22 protein-coding genes are annotated in these 19235 nt (G+C 71.1%); 12 read left to right on the forward strand and 10 right to left on the reverse strand.

The annotated features are described in order from the left end of the window. The first annotated feature begins 166 nt into the window (after window positions 1-166). Together OG410_RS05710 and OG410_RS05715 are read left to right on the forward strand one after the other, a co-directional pair. A complete protein-coding gene (locus tag OG410_RS05710; RefSeq protein WP_329298111.1) occupies window positions 167-772 on the forward strand; it encodes a sulfite oxidase-like oxidoreductase in 606 nt (201 codons plus the stop codon). Next, window positions 765-1562 (forward strand): ferredoxin reductase, encoded by a 798-nt coding sequence (locus OG410_RS05715; RefSeq protein WP_329298112.1) that lies wholly within the window; start codon window positions 765-767, stop codon window positions 1560-1562. Before OG410_RS05710 ends, OG410_RS05715 begins: the two co-directional genes overlap by 8 nt. A 102-nt stretch (window positions 1563-1664) precedes the next feature. Here OG410_RS05715 and OG410_RS05720 read toward each other — a convergent pair whose 3' ends face one another. Both OG410_RS05720 and OG410_RS05725 read right to left on the reverse strand, forming a co-directional pair. After that, window positions 1665-2237 carry a dihydrofolate reductase family protein gene (locus OG410_RS05720; RefSeq protein WP_326789457.1) on the reverse strand — a complete coding sequence of 191 codons (573 nt, stop codon included), beginning with the start codon at window positions 2235-2237 and terminating at the stop codon, window positions 1665-1667. Window positions 2238-2492: 255 nt separating this feature from the next. After that, on the reverse strand, window positions 2493-3407 hold the full coding sequence (locus OG410_RS05725) for a universal stress protein (protein ID WP_329298113.1): 915 nt from the start codon (window positions 3405-3407) through the stop codon (window positions 2493-2495). 555 nt (window positions 3408-3962) lie between these two features. Here OG410_RS05725 and OG410_RS05730 point away from each other — a divergent pair. Next, window positions 3963-4928 (forward strand): acetylxylan esterase, encoded by a 966-nt coding sequence (locus OG410_RS05730; RefSeq protein ID WP_329298114.1) that lies wholly within the window; start codon window positions 3963-3965, stop codon window positions 4926-4928. Between the two features lie 8 nt (window positions 4929-4936). Continuing rightward, window positions 4937-5338 (forward strand): nuclear transport factor 2 family protein, encoded by a 402-nt coding sequence (locus OG410_RS05735; protein WP_329298115.1) that lies wholly within the window; start codon window positions 4937-4939, stop codon window positions 5336-5338. 175 nt (window positions 5339-5513) lie between these two features. On the opposite strand, the gene OG410_RS05740 is transcribed toward OG410_RS05735, so the two are convergent. Continuing rightward, window positions 5514-6215, reverse strand: coding sequence for a hypothetical protein (locus OG410_RS05740; RefSeq protein ID WP_329298116.1), 702 nt, complete (start codon window positions 6213-6215; stop codon window positions 5514-5516). A 101-nt stretch (window positions 6216-6316) separates the two neighbouring features. Then, on the reverse strand, window positions 6317-6925 hold the full coding sequence (locus tag OG410_RS05745; RefSeq protein ID WP_329298117.1) for a helix-turn-helix domain-containing protein: 609 nt from the start codon (window positions 6923-6925) through the stop codon (window positions 6317-6319). A gap of 95 nt (window positions 6926-7020) precedes the next feature. Between OG410_RS05745 and OG410_RS05750 the strand changes: the two genes are divergently transcribed. The 6 genes from OG410_RS05750 (at window position 7021) to OG410_RS05775 (ending at window position 11162) form a co-directional block, all read left to right on the forward strand. Then, complete coding sequence (locus OG410_RS05750; RefSeq protein WP_329298118.1) at window positions 7021-7647, forward strand: SAM-dependent methyltransferase; 627 nt, start codon at window positions 7021-7023, stop codon at window positions 7645-7647. 39 nt (window positions 7648-7686) lie between these two features. Then, window positions 7687-8187, forward strand: a complete 501-nt coding sequence (locus OG410_RS05755) for a DinB family protein (protein WP_329298119.1) — start codon at window positions 7687-7689, stop codon at window positions 8185-8187. Between the two features lie 867 nt (window positions 8188-9054). After that, complete coding sequence (locus OG410_RS05760) at window positions 9055-9780, forward strand: GntR family transcriptional regulator (RefSeq protein ID WP_329298120.1); 726 nt, start codon at window positions 9055-9057, stop codon at window positions 9778-9780. 159 nt (window positions 9781-9939) lie between these two features. Continuing rightward, complete coding sequence (locus OG410_RS05765) at window positions 9940-10815, forward strand: hypothetical protein (RefSeq protein ID WP_329298121.1); 876 nt, start codon at window positions 9940-9942, stop codon at window positions 10813-10815. 72 nt (window positions 10816-10887) lie between these two features. Beyond that, complete coding sequence (locus OG410_RS05770) at window positions 10888-11037, forward strand: hypothetical protein (protein ID WP_329298122.1); 150 nt, start codon at window positions 10888-10890, stop codon at window positions 11035-11037. Continuing rightward, on the forward strand, window positions 11034-11162 hold the full coding sequence (locus OG410_RS05775) for a hypothetical protein (protein ID WP_329298123.1): 129 nt from the start codon (window positions 11034-11036) through the stop codon (window positions 11160-11162). Before OG410_RS05770 ends, OG410_RS05775 begins: the two co-directional genes overlap by 4 nt. An 18-nt stretch (window positions 11163-11180) precedes the next feature. Here OG410_RS05775 and OG410_RS05780 read toward each other — a convergent pair whose 3' ends face one another. From OG410_RS05780 to OG410_RS05790, 3 genes are all read right to left on the reverse strand, one after another. Further along, window positions 11181-11774 carry an HD domain-containing protein gene (locus OG410_RS05780; RefSeq protein WP_329298124.1) on the reverse strand — a complete coding sequence of 198 codons (594 nt, stop codon included), beginning with the start codon at window positions 11772-11774 and terminating at the stop codon, window positions 11181-11183. A 290-nt stretch (window positions 11775-12064) separates the two neighbouring features. Further along, window positions 12065-12895, reverse strand: coding sequence for a class I SAM-dependent methyltransferase (locus OG410_RS05785; protein WP_329298125.1), 831 nt, complete (start codon window positions 12893-12895; stop codon window positions 12065-12067). Between the two features lie 268 nt (window positions 12896-13163). Then, window positions 13164-14072, reverse strand: coding sequence for an NAD(P)-dependent oxidoreductase (locus OG410_RS05790; protein WP_329298127.1), 909 nt, complete (start codon window positions 14070-14072; stop codon window positions 13164-13166). Between the two features lie 84 nt (window positions 14073-14156). Between OG410_RS05790 and OG410_RS05795 the strand changes: the two genes are divergently transcribed. Both OG410_RS05795 and OG410_RS05800 read left to right on the forward strand, forming a co-directional pair. Further along, window positions 14157-14528, forward strand: a complete 372-nt coding sequence (locus OG410_RS05795) for a winged helix-turn-helix transcriptional regulator (RefSeq protein WP_329298128.1) — start codon at window positions 14157-14159, stop codon at window positions 14526-14528. A 263-nt stretch (window positions 14529-14791) separates the two neighbouring features. Beyond that, entirely contained in the window at window positions 14792-16399 is a 1608-nt protein-coding gene (locus OG410_RS05800) for an alpha-amylase family glycosyl hydrolase (RefSeq protein ID WP_329298129.1), read from the forward strand. A gap of 442 nt (window positions 16400-16841) precedes the next feature. Here the strand turns inward: OG410_RS05800 and OG410_RS05805 are convergent, their stop codons facing one another. Genes OG410_RS05805 through OG410_RS05815 form a run of 3 tightly spaced genes read right to left on the reverse strand, consistent with a single transcriptional unit; the run spans window position 16842 to window position 19209 of the window. Then, window positions 16842-18134, reverse strand: a complete 1293-nt coding sequence (locus OG410_RS05805; RefSeq protein WP_329304029.1) for an RNA polymerase sigma factor — start codon at window positions 18132-18134, stop codon at window positions 16842-16844. Then, window positions 18125-18466, reverse strand: a complete 342-nt coding sequence (locus OG410_RS05810; RefSeq protein WP_329298131.1) for a YciI family protein — start codon at window positions 18464-18466, stop codon at window positions 18125-18127. The genes OG410_RS05805 and OG410_RS05810 overlap by 10 nt, the downstream gene beginning before the upstream one ends. Continuing rightward, complete coding sequence (locus OG410_RS05815) at window positions 18463-19209, reverse strand: nuclear transport factor 2 family protein (RefSeq protein ID WP_329298132.1); 747 nt, start codon at window positions 19207-19209, stop codon at window positions 18463-18465. Before OG410_RS05815 ends, OG410_RS05810 begins: the two co-directional genes overlap by 4 nt. Window positions 19210-19235 lie beyond the last annotated feature (26 nt).

The raw sequence follows: 19235 nt of genomic DNA on the forward strand, positions 1-19235 counted from the left end.
GAAGCACGATCCGTGTACGCGTACCGTTGAATGGTCAAGCAGGGTACCTGCCCGGGACACCGATCCGTGCCCGTACCCGTCACCCTCGATCCGCGGGCCGCAGCCCCGGCGGCCACGCTCGATCCGCGGGCCGTCGTCCCCCTTCGGTCCTGGAGGCACCACCCGTATGAACGTCACGCGAGGCTTCACCGGCCGCCCGCGCGTCCACAACGCCGGACTGCCGCCCGGCCAGTACGACGCCGGCGACGACTGGCCCGTCCTGTCCGCCGAGGTGACCCCGGACCTGGCTCCCGCGGACTGGACCCTGCGGATCGACGGCCTGGTGGCCGAGCCGCGGACCTGGGACTGGGAGCAGGCGCACGCGCTGCCCGCCTCGTCGTACGAGGGCGACATCCACTGCGTGACGAGCTGGTCGAAGTTCGGGGTGCGCTTCGGCGGGGTGTCCCTGGACACCTTGCTGGAGGCCGTACGACCGGACCCGGCCGCCACCCACGCGGTCGCGTACTCGCACACCGGGTACACCGCGAACCTCCCGCTGGCCGACCTCAGCGGTGGTCGCGCCTGGATCGTGTGGGAGTACGACGGCCGGCCGCTTCCGGCCGAACACGGCGGCCCCGCCCGGCTGATCGTGCCCCACCTGTACTTCTGGAAGAGCACCAAGTGGATCGCGGGGATCCGGATCCTCGACCACGACGAGCCGGGATTCTGGGAACAGAACGGCTACCACGCCCGCGGCAACCCTTGGGAAGAGCAGCGTTACTCCGGTGACTGAGACCACGACCTTCGTACCGCCGAAGACCTTCGTCCCGCCGACGGCCTTCGTCCCGCCGACACGGTTCGCCGTGCCCGGACGCATCGCCGTGAACACGAGCACGGCCACCACCTGGCAGACCGCCACGCTCACCGAGATCCGCCGCGAGACCGCGCACGCGGCGACGTTCCGGTTCGCCGTGCCCGCGTGGGAGGGGCATCTGCCCGGCCAGCATCTGATGCTGCGGCTCACCGCCGGGGACGGATATGTGGCGCAGCGCCACTACTCCATCGCGTCCTCACCCGACGACACCGGTCACATCGAGCTGACGCTGGACCATGTCGACGGCGGCGAGGTCTCCGGCTGGTTCCACACCGTGGCCCGGCCCGGCGACTCCGTCGACGTACGCGGTCCGCTCAGCGGCTTCTTCGCCTGGCCCGGGGACCGGCCGGCGCTGCTCGTCGGCGCCGGTTCCGGGGTGGTGCCGCTGATGTCGATGCTGCGGCACCACCGCGCGCGAGGGCTCGACGTACCGCTGCGCCTCCTGGTCTCCGCGCGCAGCCCCGAGGAACTCATCTACGCACCGGAGTACGGCGACGAGACCACAGCCGTGTTCACCCGCGCGGCCCCGGACGGTGTGCCCGTCGGACGTATGACCGCCGCACATATGGCGCCCCTCCTGGCCGAACAGCCGCCCGGTGGGTGGGAGGCCTACATCTGCGGTTCCAACGGATTCGCCGAGCACGCCTCGCGCCTGCTGGTGGAAGCCGGGCAGCCGGTGGACCGGATTCGGATCGAGCGGTTCGGCTAGGCAGTTTCGTCTGGATCAGTCTGGTCCACGCGGTAGCCCGAACCCACCGAGCAGGTCCCTCCGGCGAGTGGCACGTCCGGGGACGCGCATGCGGGAACCTTGTCAGCGGACGACGTCGAAGACGTTCTTCTGCAGACCGTTGGCGTAGACCTCGTGCTCGACGAGCTTCAGCTTCTGGGTGTCCTTGTCCGTGGCGCTGAAGAGCCGCTTGCCCGCCCCGAGCAGGAGCGGAAAGACAAGCAGGTGGTAACGGTCGATCAGACCGGTGTCCGAAAGGGCCTGGTTCAGGGAGGCGCTGCCGTGGACGATGATCGGGCCGCCCTCGGTCTCCTTCAGCGCGGCGACGTCGTCGAGCGAGCGCAGGATCGTCGTCCTGCCCCAGTTCGACACCAGGTTGTCCTCGGTGAGGGTGGTGGAGACGACGTACTTCGGCATCACCTTGTAGCCGGCGAAGTCCTCCATGTCGGGCCACACCGGGCTGAACGCCTCGTAACTGGTCCGGCCCATCAGCATGGCGGTGGCTTCCTGCTGTTCCCGGCCCTTGATCTCGAATGCCTCAGGGAGGAACTCGATGTCCTTGAAGGTCCACCCGGAGTTCCGGTAACCGGGCTCGCCGCCCGGGGCCTCCACGACGCCGTCGAGCGAGATGAAAGCGGTGCTGATCAGGGTACGCATCTAAGGATTCTCCGTGTCTCGTGTCCGGTTCTCAGCAGATTCAGATGGTGCACGCTTCGGCCACGCTCGCGGCTGAGGCGCACCAGCCATGGTCTCTGACTGCGGATCACGGAAGAACTCATCGGCCGTCACCCGTTTCTCACGGCAGCCTCAGCCTCCGGACCATCTCGGGGAGCCACACACGTGCCCGACGCGGGCCCTGGTGGTCCGGGTTCCGGTTCCGCCCTGGGAGCCCGGGAAGCCGTGTGAACGGCGTCAGCCGTGCGGCACCACGACGACCGGGCAGGTCACCTGGCGGATGACGGTCCGTGCCGCGCGGCCCAGGCGCTCGCCCGCGCGGCGGCCTACGATCAGCAGGCCTGAGCCGGTGGACGCCCTCAGCAGCCTGTCCGCGGGACGGCCGTGGACGACCTCTTCCGAGACCGGGGTGTCCGGGAACCTGGCGCGCCAGGGCCGGAGCACGTCGCTCAGAGCGTGTCGTCGGGCGGTCTCCCGGTCGTGCGCGCCGCCGGGCGAGGCCACGGTGGCGGACGGCTCGGCCCGGACGCGACCGTCGTCCGGGGGCGGGGTCCAGGCGTGCACCACGAGGAGCGGTGCCGAGCGGACGGCGGCGGTCTCGAAAGCGTGGCCGACCAGTTGGTCGGCGGACTGCTCCAGATCGAGGCCGAGGACCACGGGACGGTAGGGCACGGTTCCCGGGAGTACGTCTCCGGAGGTGAACGCCCTCTCGTCCTCCGGGAGTTCGCCCTCCCGGACGAGAACGACGGGGCGCTCGGCGGCAGCCGCGACGGCCAGGGCGACGGACCCGGCCAGGAAACCTGCCGGAGCGGGGTGGCCGGTGTGACCGCGGGAGCCGACGACCAGCGTCTGTGACTCTGCTGCCGCCGCGAGCAGCGCGGGCACCGCGGGAGCCTCGGTGTGGCGCGCGAGGATGTCCAACGCCGGGTGCGCGTACGACAGTTGGATCGCCGCCCGGTCGAGCGCCGACCTGGCGCACCCCGCGCGCACGTCGACGTCCGGAACGCGCGCGGCGACACGCTGTGGTGTGCCCGCGTGCACCAGACGCAGTGGCAGGCGCCGACGTTCGGCCTCGCGGGCCGCCCAGTCGGCGGCGTCCAGACTGGCGCGCGAACCGTCGATTCCCGCGGTGATGGTGGTGCCGGTGTTCATGACCGATGCCTTTCGGGGTGTGGACGGCGGGTGCCGGGATGCCTTTCGCGCCCGGCATCACCGGGAATCCGGGCCGGCGGGTGTATCCGGCCGGGGGCGGGGCAGTCGGGTGTGCGCCCGGGTGTCGCGGGCGGCGGCGGTCTGTCTCGCCATCGGGGCTCCTGTTCGCCGACGCGGTGGTGTACGGGTTCCACGGCGGGCGGGGATCAGTCGTTCGCCGCGCAGCACCGCACGGGCCGACGCCGGACCGGTCGGCGCCGGGTGCCTCGCGCCGGGTGCCTCGTGCCGGGTGCCTCGTGCCGGGTGCCTCGTGCCGGGTGCTGTGTCAGGTGCGGAATGTCAGGTGCGGTGAACCGGCCTCGGTCGGCGGGCTGTTCGGCGCCGGGGCCGCGAGACACCGGTCGCCGGCTGGACCCGGCGCACGGCCTGACCGCCTGACCGCCTGACCGCCTGACCGCCGGGAGTCTCCCCCGTTCCCGGCGCGGTCGTAGCGGGCCCCGAAGGGCGGACGTACGGTGTGATCATCCGCGCCCGTGTGCCGAAAGGTGGTCCTTGATGGCCCTGTTCGACCTCCCGCTCGACGAACTCCGCACCTACCGCAGCGCGTCCGCCGAGCCCGCGGACTTCGATTCCTTCTGGGCCAAGACGCTTCAGGAAGCCCGCGAGCACGACCTCGCCGCCCGCTTCGAACCGGTCGGCTCCCCGCTGAAGACCGTCACGGTCCACGACGTCACGTTCGCCGGGTTCGACGGGCATCCGATCAAGGGCTGGCTGACCGTGCCGGCGTGGGCGGACTCCCCGCTGCCCACGGTCGTCGAGTTCATCGGGTACGGCGGCGGACGCGGACTCCCGCACACGCATCTGCTGTGGGCGTCGGCCGGCTTCGCGCACTTCGTGATGGACACCCGCGGCCAGGCGAGCGCGTGGGGCGGGGGCGAGACCCCGGACCCGGTGGGCAGCGCGCCCGCTTTCCCGGGGTTCATGACACGGGGGATCGAGGACCCGGAGACCTACTACTACCGGCGGCTGTTCACTGACGCGGTACGCGCGGTGGAGGCGGCCCGCTCGCACCCGCTGGTCGACGCGGCGCGCGTCGCGGCGCTGGGCGGCAGCCAGGGCGGCGGCATCACCATCGCGGTCGGCGCTCTGGTGCCCGATCTGGCGGCGGTCGCCCCCGACGTACCGTTCCTGTGCGACTTCCCGCGTGCCACGGTCCTCACGGACCGCACCCCGTACCGGGAGATCGGCAACTACCTCAAGACCCATCGCGGCCGCACGGAACAGGTGCGGCGCACCCTCTCCTATTTCGACGGGGTGCACTTCGCCGCGCGCGGCCGGTCACCCGCCCTGTTCTCCGCGGCCCTGGAGGACCAGACCTGCCCGCCGTCGACGGTCTTCGCGGCCTTCAACGCCTGGGCGAACGAGGACAAGGAGATCGAGGTGTACGACTTCAACGACCACGAGGGCGGCGGCCCCTACCAGCAGGCCGCGCAGTTGCGCTGGCTGCCCGCGCGCGTCTGAGGCCCGTGATGGACACGATCACCGCGGCCCGGCGCTTCGTACGGGTGTGGGAGCGGGCCTGGGCGGGCCATGACGTCGAGGCGATCCTGGAGCTGTACTCGGACGCGTGCGTCCACCGGTCCATGCCGTTCCGGGAGCCCCACCGCGGCCGGGACGAGCTCGCCGCGTATCTGCGCTGGTCCTTCGCATCCGAGACCACGACCGACGTTCGCTTCTCCGACCCGATGGTCGGCCAGGACGGCCGTGCGGTCGCGGAGTTCCGCGTCCTCGCGCAGGAGGACGGCCGTCCAACGACACTCGCGGGCTGTGTCCTCGTCCACTTCGACGCCGCGGGACTCGCGGTGGAGACACGGGACTACTGGCACAGCACCCCAGGGTCCGTACCCGCTCTCCCCTGGCGAACGGCGTAGGACCTGACGAGGCGGAGCCGGGCATGCAGGCAGGGAGTCGAGGCGGGGCATGCAGGCAGGGAGTCGGGGCGGGGCATGCAGGCAGGGAGTCGGGGCGGGGGAAGGACGAAGGAGCAGGAACAGGGGGTCGGACGGCCACGGACCCGTGGGGAGCCGGGGCCGTCGGACGGTCGTGTCAGAAGAGGCTGTCCCACCGGGTGTCCACGCTCCACGCGCTCGCTCCCGACGCGTAGTCGGCGAAGAGCGTGGCCACCTGGTCCTTCTCGTCCAGCACACAACGGTAATGGCGTTCCGGGGCGCCGTCCCGGTGTTCGACGGCGAACCGGCCCGTGGCCAGGCCCGCGTTCAGGCCGTGACCGACCTGGAGGAAATGGCCGCTGCTCCTCTCCAGGATCAGGAACCAGTTCTCCTCGGACAGCCGGTGCACGGCCCGTTCGATCACGTCGAGGTCGGCGTCCTCCACCTTCGGCCCGACGCAGGGCCGAAGACTCAGTCCGTCCGTCGCGCGCAGCGCAGGCGGCAGGTGAAGCACTTCCGCCTGCGGGTCGAAGCAGACGAGTCCGTGCCGGCCGGCGAGGACCACCACCTCGGGCGCCGCCGCGTCGGCCCGGTCCCAGGACATGGGCATGATCACGTGTGCGGCGGAGACGTCGAGGCGGGCCGTCCATGGCGACCCCGTCGGCCGCGGACCGTCGGTCTCGGCGTCCGACAACTCGGGGAATCGCCCGGTCAGTTCCCGACAGAACGCGGGCACGGCCTCGTTCGCGACGACTCCCGCCCCCGCGAGGTCGCCGTCGGCCAGCCGCTCGTACGTTTCGGCGGCCCTGGCGACCGAGACCCGCTCGGACTCGAACCACACCGCAAGATCAAAACTCATGCCGCCTCACATCCACCCGAGCCCAGCCTGTCCCCGCGACCGTACGACGCACCACTGACAACGCCGGCACCCCAGCGCCTCCGCGCCTCACGGGGCCGAGTTCACCGTCGGCTCCCGGCCTGGGACGACCGATGAGGGTCGGTGCGTACATGCGCACGCATCCCTTGCAGGCCGAACAGGATGAGAAGCTCAACCACGCCGCCGTCGGCGCTGCCCAGCCAGTGCGGCAAGGACGTGTCGAACTCGGCCGCCTCACCGGGCGGCAACGTCAGGTCGCGCTCGCCGATCACGAGTCGCAGGCGTCCGTTGAGCACGTAGACCCATTCGAAGCCTTCATGGGTCTGCGGGGTCGGTTCGAGTGGTTCCGGCCGGGCGGGGATGATCATCTTGAAGGCGTGCACCCCGCCCGGTCGCCGGGACAGGGGCACAAAGGTCATTCCGAACCGTCTGATCGGCTTGAGGTGGATCCGGGGGTCGCCGGTGCGCGCGGCGCCGACGAGGTCGTCCAGCGGAACGTCGTAGATACGGGCCAGCGGCAGCAGCAGTTCCAGGCTCGGCCGGCGCTGCCCGCTCTCCAGCCGGGACAGGGTGCTCTCCGACACCCCGGTCATCACCGCGAGGCCGGCGAGGGTGATGCCGCGGTCACGACGCAGCGCACGGAGCCGCGGCCCCACCGCCTCCAGCACGTCGTCGTCCATCCTGGGATCCATGAGGCCCACCTTGCCATTACCGCAAGATTTCGTGCCAGGTCGTGGTGCGCCTGACAAAACTGAGTTCCTTACCGTTACCGGCACAAGGAGTCTCGATGGGCACCACCGATGCGGTCACCTTCTGGGACGGCGTCCACGCTGCCGAACCGGCAGCCGTCAACCCGCGGCCGAATGCTCGCCTCACCGAGACGGTGACGGGCCTGCCGCCCGGCGACGCGCTGGACCTCGGATGCGGCAACGGCGGCGACGCGCTGTGGCTCGCCCGCCAGGGCTGGCAGGTCACCGCCGCCGACATCTCGGCCGTGGCGATCGAGCGGCTCGCCGCCCTCGCCCACTCGCACGGCCTGAGCGACCGCGTCCTCACCGTGCGGCACGACTTGCACACGTCTTTCCCGCCCGGCGGATTCGACCTGATCTGCGCCCACTACCTGCAGACCCCCTGTGACCTGGACCGACCAACCGTCCTGCGCTCGGCCGCGCAGGCACTGCGCCCAGGCGGGCGCCTGCTGGTCGTCGACCACGGCTCGGCCGCGCCATGGTCCTGGAACCAGGACCCCGATACCCGGTACCCGAGCCCGCAGGAGGTCGCCGCTGGAATCGATCCGGCCCCGGAGACATGGACGGTCGAGCGGGCCGACGCCCCCCGCCGGATCGCGACCGGACCGGGCGGACACACCGCCGAGGTCACCGATCACGTCCTCCTCATCCGCCGCACCGCCTGAGCGGCCGCCGCCGCCCTCGACGAAGGAAGGCGACCGATCTTGCCCAGCACCACGCGCCGCAGCCGACGCGGCGACACCCCGCCGCCCCGGACCGGAATCAGCGAGACCGAGGTCCTGCGCGGATTCCTCGACCACCTCCGGACCTCGATCGCCGCGAAGGTCGACGACGCACCCGAGCCACAGGTGCGAACAGCCGCGGTGCCGTCGGGCACGAACCTGCTCGGCCTGCTCAACCACCTGACCCACGTCGAGCGTTCGATGTTCCTCGGGGACGACGTCACCGACTGGCAGGCGACGTTCCGAGCCGCACCGACGGACAGCGTGGCCGAGGTCGTGGCCCGCTACCGAGACGCGGTCAAGCGCGCGAACGACGTTCTCGACGGGTGTACCGATCTCGGCGCGCCGGTCCCCCGACCGCGGCCGGACCGCCCCGCTCCCAGCGTCCGCTGGGCACTCACCCACATGATCGAGGAGACCGGCCGGCACGCGGGCCACGCGGACATCCTCCGCGAACTCATCGACGGCACGACCGGCCGCTGATCCACCTTCCCGGACCGGGTCACAGCAACGGCTCACCGGCCGGTCACGAAAAGCCACGCCGACACGGCACGTGGACACGCTGATCGCCGATCAGCTCGGCGTGGGTGACGCCCGTGTCATCGGGCACGATTTCGGAGCCGCAGTGACATTCCAGTACGCCGGCCAATTCCCCGACGGAGGGTGTCTGTGAATACCTGGCACTGTTCTCTCCCCAGATCTCGTTCGGTGGCACGGCGTTCGGTGGCACCTTCGACCGGCGGGGAACGACGTTCCGGACGACCCGGCGACCGGCCGGGAGGACTGCGAGGTCCGGGAGACCGATGGTCCTGCGGTTCTCCTGGACTCCGCCGTGGCCAGAGCCGACTTGGCCGTGAACGACCCGGACCGGGGAGGGCCGCCGGATCAGGCGACCGTTCCGATGCCGACCGGACGCTGGAGCCTGCGTGCGTTCCACAGGACCGAAGGCTCTCCGGGAGTGGGGGGCGTCCAGCTCCTTCCCGCGCCGTCGCTCCCGTGACCCCGGCCGGGAACTTCGCGTGCGGGACGGCGGCCCGCACACCACCGGCCGGGGACTTTCGGACACGGTGGGTTCGGCGGGTCCCGCGATCTCGCGGACCCGGAAACGGGGTACCGCCGAGGTGCCGGACGGACCGTGCGGGCCCGCACGGCTCAGTCGGCCCAAGGCAGTCGGCACTCACCGACGCCGACGGCGGCGCGTTTCCCACGCCGCCCGGGCCGACCGGGGACGCGGGCTGAAATCGGCCGAAGTCCCGGGACACCCTTTCCTGGTGGTTTAGACCAATGCTAGATGTGGTGGCGCACCGAGCTCACACGGCTACATTTTGTCACCACTCAGGAGGCGCGGACATGGCCCGCACCACCCATCCGACCGACCACGAACCGCTGTACGCGCGGATCGCCGCACAACTGCTCGGCGAGCTGCGCGACGGGATCATCCCACCCGGGGAACGACTGCCGGGGGAACGCGAGTTGGCCAACCGGTTCGGCGTCAGCCGGGAAACCGTACGACAGGCGCTGCACAGGTTGCGGCGCGACGGTCAGGTCTCCACCGACCGGCGCGGCAGCCACGCCACGCTGTCCGACACCGGCGCCGAGCACGTCCCGTCCCTCGACTTCCCCGTCGGCGCGCACACCGGCGAACCCGACGGGTGCCGGCGGACCACCGTGACCTGGGAGACTCCCCCACCGGAACACGCGGAGGCTCTCGGACTCGCGCCGCTACGGGCGACGTTGGTCCACCGCTACGAGTCCGCCGCGGCCGACGGCAGCGGACTGCGCTCGGCCGTGACCTCGTTCTCCGCCATCGCGGTGACGGAGGTGGAGGAGCTCGCCCGCTACCGCGACCGCGCGGACGGTCACGCCTCGGCGCAGCTGTCACGCGCCTACGACTGGATGCGCAAGGCAGGTCTGACCCTGCATCACCGGGACGCCATCACCAGGCTCCCACAATCGGTACGGGTCACCCGGCGCGTGCGCGACCAGTACGACCGCCCCCTGGAAATCACCGACCTGACCGTGGCCGCCCAACAGGACGCCCTGGTCTACGAGTTCACGCTGCCTGCGGCCAAGTGAACCTGCGGATCGGCGAACAGTGTCGGCCCAGTACCCCCGAAGCTGTCGCGAGGTGGCGAGCAACTCTCTGAAGCCGATCTCCCCGCAGGACCACTCCACGCGAACGCCGGACGCGGCGACACCTTGATCCTTTCGGTTCCGTGCCTGTTCAATCAGCGGATGACTGAGATCGATGTCGACCTCGGCACCGTCACCGCGCCCTCCGGAATGCTCGTGCTGGGGATGGCGGGCTGGATCGACCACTGGCCACAGACGGGCCGCCCGCTGTCCGAGCGGGCCCGGACCGCAGTAGCCGCCGGCGGCGGCCACCTGCACGGGCCCGAAGGCAGCGAGCCGCCCGCTTGGATGTGCGAGGCCATCGCCGTGGAAGCCGCCGCAGACCGGCCCCTGCGCGTGCGGGCCCGTACATCGGCCTCACCCTTCGACGAGGAACCGACGATCGCCGTCCTGGAGGTCGGCCTCGGCCTGCCCTGGCCCGGCCCCGATGGCGGCGAACCCGTGCAGCTCGGCGACCTGCCTGTCGACCGATGCGGCATGGTCCTCGGCGACGCTCAGGCGCTGGACGGCTTCATCGGCTTGGACGGCCAGTCCACCGACGGCCTGGCGGACATCACCTACTGGGGCAAGTACGAAGACACCGTCCATACGCAGTTCGGCGGTGACCGTATCCCGCAGCACCCCAGCGGACACGGGCCGCGCGGGTGGCTCGACCTCCCCCTGGCCGAGGCCGAAGCGGTCGCCGAACGGCTCCGGACCTGGACCCGCGAAGGACCCGGCAACGGACTGATGGTCGCCGTCGACGCCCACACCGACTTCCACCGATTCAACCGGGCCGGATGGAACCACCCACTACTGGCCGGCCTCATCGACCTCGGCGGCTGCCCAGTACTGGGTATCGGTTGGGACCCTGGGGACCACTCCATGCGCCACCACGGAGAGCGGGCCTACGGACAGGTCTACCCCGCCACCCTCGAAGCCCGCGCCGGCGAAGCGGTACTGCGCTGGACCATCCCGCCGCACGACCCTGGCCTGTGAACCGCACCCCGGCTGGGACCATGCCAGAAGTACCCGGTTGAGCCGAACAACTCAGCCAGGCGCACTCGCCCGATGAGCCTCAGCATGCAGCCGGGCCGCTGGGACGGGCCCTGGTACCGGCTCCGCACGAAGGACTTCGAAGCCGCGTTCCTGCCGAACGGCGGCGAGGATCTGGAGTCTGTGGACAACGTCGACGTCTTCGCATCAGCATCATCATCATGATCCAGGTACGGACCGGTCTGATCGAGTCCGACGAGTTCACGCAGATCCTTCACCGCCTCGACGTCCGATCCGCCGCCATCCGGACCGCCCTGGTCTGCCGGCTGAAAAGACCCGGCAAGCGGTGAGACGGCAGCCTTGAGCCCTCAGTCGTAGATCGGGAAGGACGCCTGGAACGCCAGGCGCTCGTCGGCCCCGTCGCCGATGCGGGCGAGAACCCCATCGAGCGCGATGAACTCCTCCCAAGCCGCTCGGCCAGACGCTTCGGCCAGCCGAGTCACGACGAGATCCTCCAGGTCGGCAACGCGCTTGTTCTTCCAGATCTTGTCGGCGAGGCTCACCAGGAGATCTTCCAAACCGACACGCGGCTCCGCCCACGACGCATGCGTCGCGGCAAAGCGGGCCAGCTCCCGGCTGACCCCATGGCCGAGCAGAAGAGTCTGCCCCGCCTCCTCATGCGCCGCCCCTGGCCCGGAGAGCTCCGAGACGTGCACCGTCTTTCCTACGTCGTGCGTCGCCGCCCCGAAGAGCACCGCCTCGCGGTCGAACGTCACGGTGGGGTAGCGCTGCTCCACCCAGTCGGCCAACTGGTGCGCGACGTCATGGACAGCCCGCAGGTGAGCGGCCAACCGCGGCGGACTTCCCAACTCCGACAGAAGCTCTGCAACACGATCCGGCAGAGGGAGCAGAAGCGAGTCGAGGGTGCCGCTCATGGCCCTCGACAAGACAGTGTCGGCCATCACCGCGTCAGGGTACTGACCACAGCTTCCTGTTGTGTCCGTACGGGGAACCTCCACCGAACAGACGTGGTGCCCGGCGGAAGAGATCGGCCTGCTCTGACGGCGTCTCATTCGAGGCGACTACCTGATCTTGGAAGGATGCAGGCTTCAAGCCTGCACGGTGGAAGCGGCCGGCCCGGCTACGGCGCTGACGCCGCTCAGGGCTCGTCTCAACGGGCGGGATGCGGCAACGACCTTATTACGTAAAGCCACTTATCGCTTCATGGCAGCTTCGGGAGTAGCGGGCCGTGTCACGCGGCACCGGCAGGCCCTCCCGGGGGGTCCTCACGTGTGGCCACGACCATCCGGGCCCGTGGGCTGCCGTCCCGTCGTCGGCCGAACTCGTTCAGCGCGTGAAGCTCCGTCCGGAATCCGGCCCGCGCCAGCTCCCGCTCCACGTCGCCCAGCCGGAACGTGCGGTAGTACATGACGAAGGTCGGACGCCGGACGGCGTTGCGCACCCGCATCACCGTGTCGAAGCCCAGCAGGGCCCAGTACCAGATCGAGCCGGGCCGCGGCGGAGCCATGACCGGGAAGGCGAAACGTCCGCCCGGGCGCAGGACGCCGTGGACGCCGGAGAACAGGCCGGGCAGCTCACGTGGCAGAAAGTGTCCGAAGGCGCCGAAGCTCACGACGAGGTCGAAGGCCGGCCCGAAGGGAAGGGCGCGGGCGTCGGCGCGCACGAGGGCGACCGTCGGCCGCCGACCCTCGCCCGCCCGGGACGGTCGCCCCTCGCCCGCCGGGGACGGTCGATCCCCGGTCGCGGGGGACGGCGAATCACCGGCCCCGAGCCGCGAGCGCCCGACCGCCAGCATGCCGGTGCTGATGTCGACGCCGGTGACGCTCTCCCGGCACAGCTCCCGCAGGACCTCCATGCCCGCGCCGGTGCCGCAGCAGAGGTCGAGTCCCGCGGTGAACGGCCCCATCGGCGCCAGGGCGCTTCCCACGGCTTCGAGGATCGCGTCCGGGGTCCGGAACGGCGTGTGGTCGAACTTGGGCGCGAGCAGGTCGTAACCGCGTTCGATCGACGAGAGTGCCTGCACGGTCAGTTCGCGGAGGGTGGGACCTTGCGGGGAGAACATCTCGCCGAGCTTAAAGGCTACGGGGGCAGCGGGGTGCGCCTGCGTGGACGACCGCGGTCGCGGCGCGGTCGGTTCGGATCGCCGCCGCCCTCACCCACGACGGCATTGCCGGCCGGGTATCGGCCGGGTCGCCGGGCGCGCACGCCGCCCTTCCTGCCCTTCTCTTGGCGTCCCGGGGTGGCGCGGCGCCGGACGTTCCAGCAGGTCCGCAGGCTGTTGCTGTCCGCGACATCGGTCGTGAAAAGCAACAGCAGCGCCTCGCGTTCGGTCAGAGCGGTCCTCGGATGCTGTCGATGATGCGGGTCCAGTTGTCGCTGCCGTTCCCCGCTTCGATCGCGCGCCGATAGTGGGCCTGCACGGCCAGGGGGAGCGCGAGGTCGAGGCCGAGTGACGTGCTGGTCTCGACGATGTGGTCGGACGTCGCGCCCATCATGGTGACCGTGCTGAGGTCGCCGGGATGCTGCCCGGCGTCAAGCGCGGTGCCGGGGTTCTCTTCGCCGGCCCTCAGGATGTCGCCGATCGAGTCGGCGGATGAGAGCAACTCCGGCAGCGCTTCCTTGGCCTTCATTCCCGCGGTGCCCAGCATCGCGGTGGCGTGCATCAGTCCGGACAGGGTGGTGAGGAACACCGCGAGTTGGGCCTGGTACATCATCTGGGCGAGGCCCGGGTCCTCGCCCAGATGTCTTGGTGTGCCGAGCAGCGCCAACGTCGCCCGGTGGTCCTCCATCACCTGGTCGCTGCCGCTGTAGTAGACATGGGCTGCCTCCGTGCCGACCATCGGCGCGGGGACCATGACTCCTCCGGTGAGGAAGGCGGCGTTGTGGCCCGCTGCCCAGGTCGCTGCCTCGCGTGAGCGGTCGGGAGTGTCAGAGCTCAGGTTGACCAGCGTCCGGCCGGCGAGCGATGCGGTGGCGCTGTCGAGGATGTCGTACATCGCCCGGTAGTCGGTGAGGCTGAGGATCACGAGGTCACTAGCTTCGACCGCTTCGCCGGGTGTCGCTGCGCGTGTCGCTCCGTCGGTGACGACGCCGTCGGCCCGACCGGCGGTGCGGTTCCAGACGGTGACCGGGTGGCCGGCGGTGAGGAGGGTGCGGGTCATCGCCTGGCCCATCGGGCCAAGCCCGATCACGGTGACAGCGCTGTCTTGCCTGGTGGTGTGGTTCTGCTGTTCGTTCACCCCTCCATGCTCGGAGAGCGCCACTACTCTCGGAAGTACCTACTATTTTCTGCGGTACTTACCTTTCCGTAAGGGGGATGAGTGATGGCGAAGGCGCCGAGACGCGGGCCTTACATCTGCGGCATCGACGCTGCGCTCGACGTGGTGAGCGGCAAGTGGAAGGGACTGATCCTCTGGGAACTCGACGCCCATCACGTACGCCGCTTCGCTGAGCTCCGTCGCGGTCTGCCGGGAGTGAGCGAGAAGATGCTGACGCAGCACCTGCGTGAGATGGAGGAGGACGGTCTCGTGCACCGGGAGGTCTATGCCGAGGTGCCGCCTCGGGTGGAGTACTCCCTCACCGAGCACGGGCGCACGCTCAATCAAGCGCTCGGACCACTCGGCGCCTGGGGGGTTGAGCGGATACGTCGCGAAAGCTCCGAAGTGGTCGACGTGGCCGAGACCTCACACGGGTAAGCATCCCGGCCACCAGCCCATGCGAGCGCGCCCGTCCTGACGGCCGCGTGCGCGCCCCTCCTTGCGGCTGAATGCCGCGGGGCACCGCGCTGCACAAGGCGTCAGCAGCCTTCCCACCGCAACACGGCCGGGGCACCCCCGGTCCGGGGCGGAGCACCCATGGTCCGGAGCTGAGCACCGCCTCGTCCGGGCCGGGGGAACGGCGGCCGAACGACGGCCCGTGGGGCAGCGGACCCCCGGTGCGCTGATCTATCGTCACCGGCATGACCTCGTTCCGCCCCGCCCCCGCCTGGCTGGCCGACGCCGTCTTCTATCAGATCTATCCGCAGTCGTTCGCCGACTCCGACGGTAACGGCATCGGCGACTTCGCCGGAATCACCGAACGCCTCGACCATCTCGCCTGGCTGGGCGTCAACACCGTCTGGCTCAACCCGTGTTTCGTGTCTCCGTTCGGCGACGCCGGGTACGACGTCGCCGACTACCTGCGCGTCGCACCCCGCTACGGCACGAACGACGACCTCGCCCGACTCGTCGACGAAGCGGGCCGCCGCGGGATCCGCGTCCTGCTCGACCTCGTGGCGGGCCACACCTCCGACCAGCACCCCTGGTTCCGGGCCGCGATGGACGATCCGGACGACGACCGGTACATCTGGGCACCCGAGGGCCGCCTCCCGGACGGATTCGTCCCCTCCCCCGGGACCCGCCCGGGGGCGTACCTGCCGAACTTCTTCGCGTTCCAGCCCGCCCTCAACTTCGGCTACGGGCACGCCCGTCCGGACGAGCCCTGGCGCCTGCCGGTCGACGCACCGGGTCCGCGCGCCAACCGCGCCGCGCTGCGCACGGTGATGGACCACTGGCTGGGCCTCGGACTGGCCGGCTTCCGTGTGGACATGGCCGCCTCGCTCGTGAAGGACGACCCGGACAAGCGGGAGACCGCCGCGGTCTGGACGGAGTTGAGGCACTGGCTGGACGGCGCGCACCCCGAGGCCGTACTGCTCTCGGAATGGGGCGAACCCGAGGTGTCCGTCCCGGCGGGATTCCACGCGGACTTCTTCCTCCAGTTCGGCGGCCCCACCGACGGGCTCGCCCTGCGCTCGCTGTGGAGCAACGGCGAGGGCACGGTCAACGAGGCCTGGGACCCGCTCGACTGCTTCTTCGACGCCGAGGGCCGCGGCTCACCGGGCCCCTTCGTGGAGGCCTGGCGCGATGCGGCCGACGCGCTCGGGGAACAGGGGTTCATCGCGCTGCCGACCGCCAACCACGACTTCTCCCGTCTCAACTGCGGCCCCCGCACGGCCGGTCAGCTGCCCGTCGCCTTCGTCTTCCAGCTCACCTGGCCGACCCTGCCGGCGATCTACTACGGCGACGAGATCGGCATGCGCTACGTTCCGGGACTGCCCGAGAAGGAGGGCAGTGTCCTGGGCCCGCGCTACAACCGCGCGGGTTCCCGTACGCCGATGCAGTGGGACGAGGGCCCCAACGCCGGTTTCTCCACGGCCCCTTCCGACCGCCTGTACCTGCCTCTCGACCCGTCCCCGGACCGCCCGACGGTCGCCGCCCAGCGGGCCGACGACACCTCGCTCCTGCATCTCGTACGCCGCCTGGTCGCGTTGCGCACCGGCACACCGGAACTGGGGCCGGCCGGCTCGGTCGAGGTGGTGCACGCCGGATACCCGTTCGTGTACGTGCGGGGCGGCCGGTACCTCGTCGTGGTCAACCCGCGTCGGGAACAGGCGAGTTGTGCCGTCGAGTGGGCCACCGGCCTCCGCTCGCTGGAATCGGACGGTGTCGGGATCGACGCCGGCACGGTGAGCGCCCGTGGATTCGGCTACGGCGTGTTCGAGCTCGCCGGCACACGGCGCGGATCCTGACCGACCGCCGTTCCCGCCCCGCGCCCGGCAGGCCGAGCCGACGCCCGGCCCGCCCACGTCACGGCGGGCGGGGCCGGGTCAGCCTCCCAGGCGAAGGCAGGCCAGCCAGACGTCCGGGGTGCTGGGGACGGCTTCCTCCGCGGGTGAAACGGTCCGCGTGGGGCCGACCGCCTTCGGCCGTGCGCGACGGGCGAACAGCAGGCGGAAGCCCCTCCCGGGCCGCGCCACGGACCGGGATTCCGACGCCGGGGCGGTCGTGCCGGAGGCCGGGCCGGTCGGGGCGGAGGGAAGGCCTGACGCGGATACCGGGGATGCCGGGGCTGACGGGGTCGTGAGGGCCTGGGCGATCATGGGAGAGTCTCCTGGGGCTTCGGGGTCCGGTGGGTCCGCGCCCGCCCGATACCGGCCAGGAGCGCTGCTTCACCCCACCGACGAAGAGCCCCTACGCCGATCGACACTCCGCGAGCCGCTTCTCCAGAAATCTCCGCTCGGCCGCGTTCTCCACCAGTGCGAGGGCCCTGTCGTACGCTTCGGCGGCCTCCACCGTGCGTCCGGCGCGGCGCAGCAGGTCCGCGCGGGTGGCGGGCAGCAGGTGGTACGCGTCCAGCTCGCCCTCCGCCTCCAGTTCGGCGACCAGGGCGAGCCCGGCGTCGGGGCCTTCGGCCATGCCCACGGCGACCGCCCTGTTGAGCCGGACCACGGCGGAGGGCACGAAGCGCCGCAGCTCGCCGTAGAGGCCGGCGATGTCGGACCAGTCGGTCTCCCCCGCCGTGGTGGCGGTGGTGTGGCAGGCGGCGATAGCGGCCTGGATCTGGTACGGGCCGGGGCGCCCGCGGCGCAGGGCGGTCTCCAGGAGTGCGGCGCCCTCGTCCGCCTCGGACGTGTCCCACGCGGTACGGTCCTGGTCCTCCAGCGTGACCAGGTCACCGGAGGCGTCGACGCGGGTGCCGCTCCGGGCGTCATGGAGCAGCAACAGCGCGAGCAGTCCGAGGACTTCGGGCTCGTCGGGCATCAGGCGGGCCAGGACACGGGCGAGGCGGATCGCCTCGGCGGAGAGGTTCGCGCGCACGAGATCGGCGCCGGCCGTGGCGGCGTACCCCTCGTTGAAGAGCAGATAGAGCACGCCGAGGACACCGGTGGTGCGTTCGGGCAGGAGGTGCGCGGGCGGAACGCGGTAGGGGATACCGGCGTTGCGGATCTTCCGCTTGGCGCGCACCAGCCGCTGTGCCATCGTCGCCTCGGGGACGAGGAAGGCGCGCGCGATCTCGGGCGTGGTCAGCCCGGCCAGGGTGCGCAGGGTGAGCGCCACCCTGGCCTCGATGGCCAGCGCCGGATGGCAGCAGGTGAAGATCAGCCGCAGCCGGTCGTCGCCGACCCCGCTCCCGTCGCCGGAATCCGGTTCGTACGGGTCATAGGCGTCGTACGCGTTGTACGGGTCGTACGGCCCCTCGTCGCGTGCCGACACCGCCACCTCCCGCAGTTTCTGCGCGCCGACCGCCTCGCGGCGCAGCACGTCAAGGGCACGGTTGCGGGCGGTCGTGGTCAGCCAGGCGCCGGGGCGGCGCGGTACTCCGTCGCGCCGCCACCGGTCGAGCGCCTGGGCGAAGGCGTCCTGCGCGCACTCCTCGGCGAGGTCCCAGTCGCCGGTCACCCTGATCAGGGTGGCGACGACCTGGCCCCACTCCTCACGGAACGCGGCCGCGACCGCCTCCTCGACTCCGTCGTTCACTCCCAGAGCGGCCGCACCTCCACCGAACCGCCGCCCAGCGCCGCCGGATGCCGGGACGCGAGCGCGATGGCCTCGTCGAGGTCGGCGACCTCGATGATGTCGATGCCCGCGACGTACTCCTTCGATTCGACGAACGGTCCGTCGCCGAGCAGGACTTCGTCACCCTGGACCCGGACGGTGGTGGCGTCGGAGGCAGGCCGCAGGCGGGCGCCGCCGATCACGGTGCCGCGCTCGCGCACCTCCTGGACGTACGAGGTGAACCGGGGGTCGTCGGCGAGGTCCTCGGGGCCGAGTTCCTCGCCGTCGGCCGGCGTGCAGATGAACAGGGCGTACTTCACGGCCGTGTCTCCCCGGCCGGCGGGCGGCCCGCGGCGGACGGCACGGACGTGTGCTCGTGGACGATCTGCCAGCGGTCGCCGGCCGCGCGGTAGCCCGTGGTGACGCGTGCGGTGGTGTCGAGTGCGGTGCCGTCGACGAGCGGGGCGCGCAGACGCACCAGGGCGTGGCTGAAGGCGACGCTCTCGTCGATCCGCACCCGGAAGTCGAGCACCTCACGGTCGGCGGGGCCGGCGAGCGTCGCGAACCACTGTTCCTGCGCCTTGCGCAGGGCGTCGGCGCCGCTCTGTTCCATGCCGGCGACGGGGTGGAACACCTCGACGTCGGGGGCGTAGCAGGCCATCGCCCGGTCGATGTCACGTTCACGGAGAGCCTCGGTGAGCTGTTCGTCGAGGCGGCGGATCTCTCCTTCGGCGTCCTCGTCGTCCCAGAACGCGCGGATCTCCATGGCGCCGATCGTCGCGACGGGGTGTTTCGCGGCGGCCTCGATCGCTTCCTCCATGTCGGCGCAGTCGAGGATGTCGAAACCGGCGACGTACTCCTTCGTCTCGGCGAACGGCCCGTCGGTGCGCAGCACTTCGCCGTCGCGCACCCGGACGGTGACCGCGTCGGCGGGCAGCCGGAGCCGGTGGCCGTGCAGCCGGACGCCGCGCTCGGCGCCCAGTTCCTCGACCCACGGTTCGACGGGTGCCATCCCGGAGGCGTCGGCGGTGTCGTCGCCGCAGACCAGCAGCATGTACTTCATGGTTCCTCCTGGTACTCGTGAGCTTC

It is taken from the genome of Streptomyces sp. NBC_00659 (assembly GCF_036226925.1).
In the GTDB taxonomy this organism is placed as follows: Bacteria; Actinomycetota; Actinomycetes; order Streptomycetales; family Streptomycetaceae; genus Streptomyces.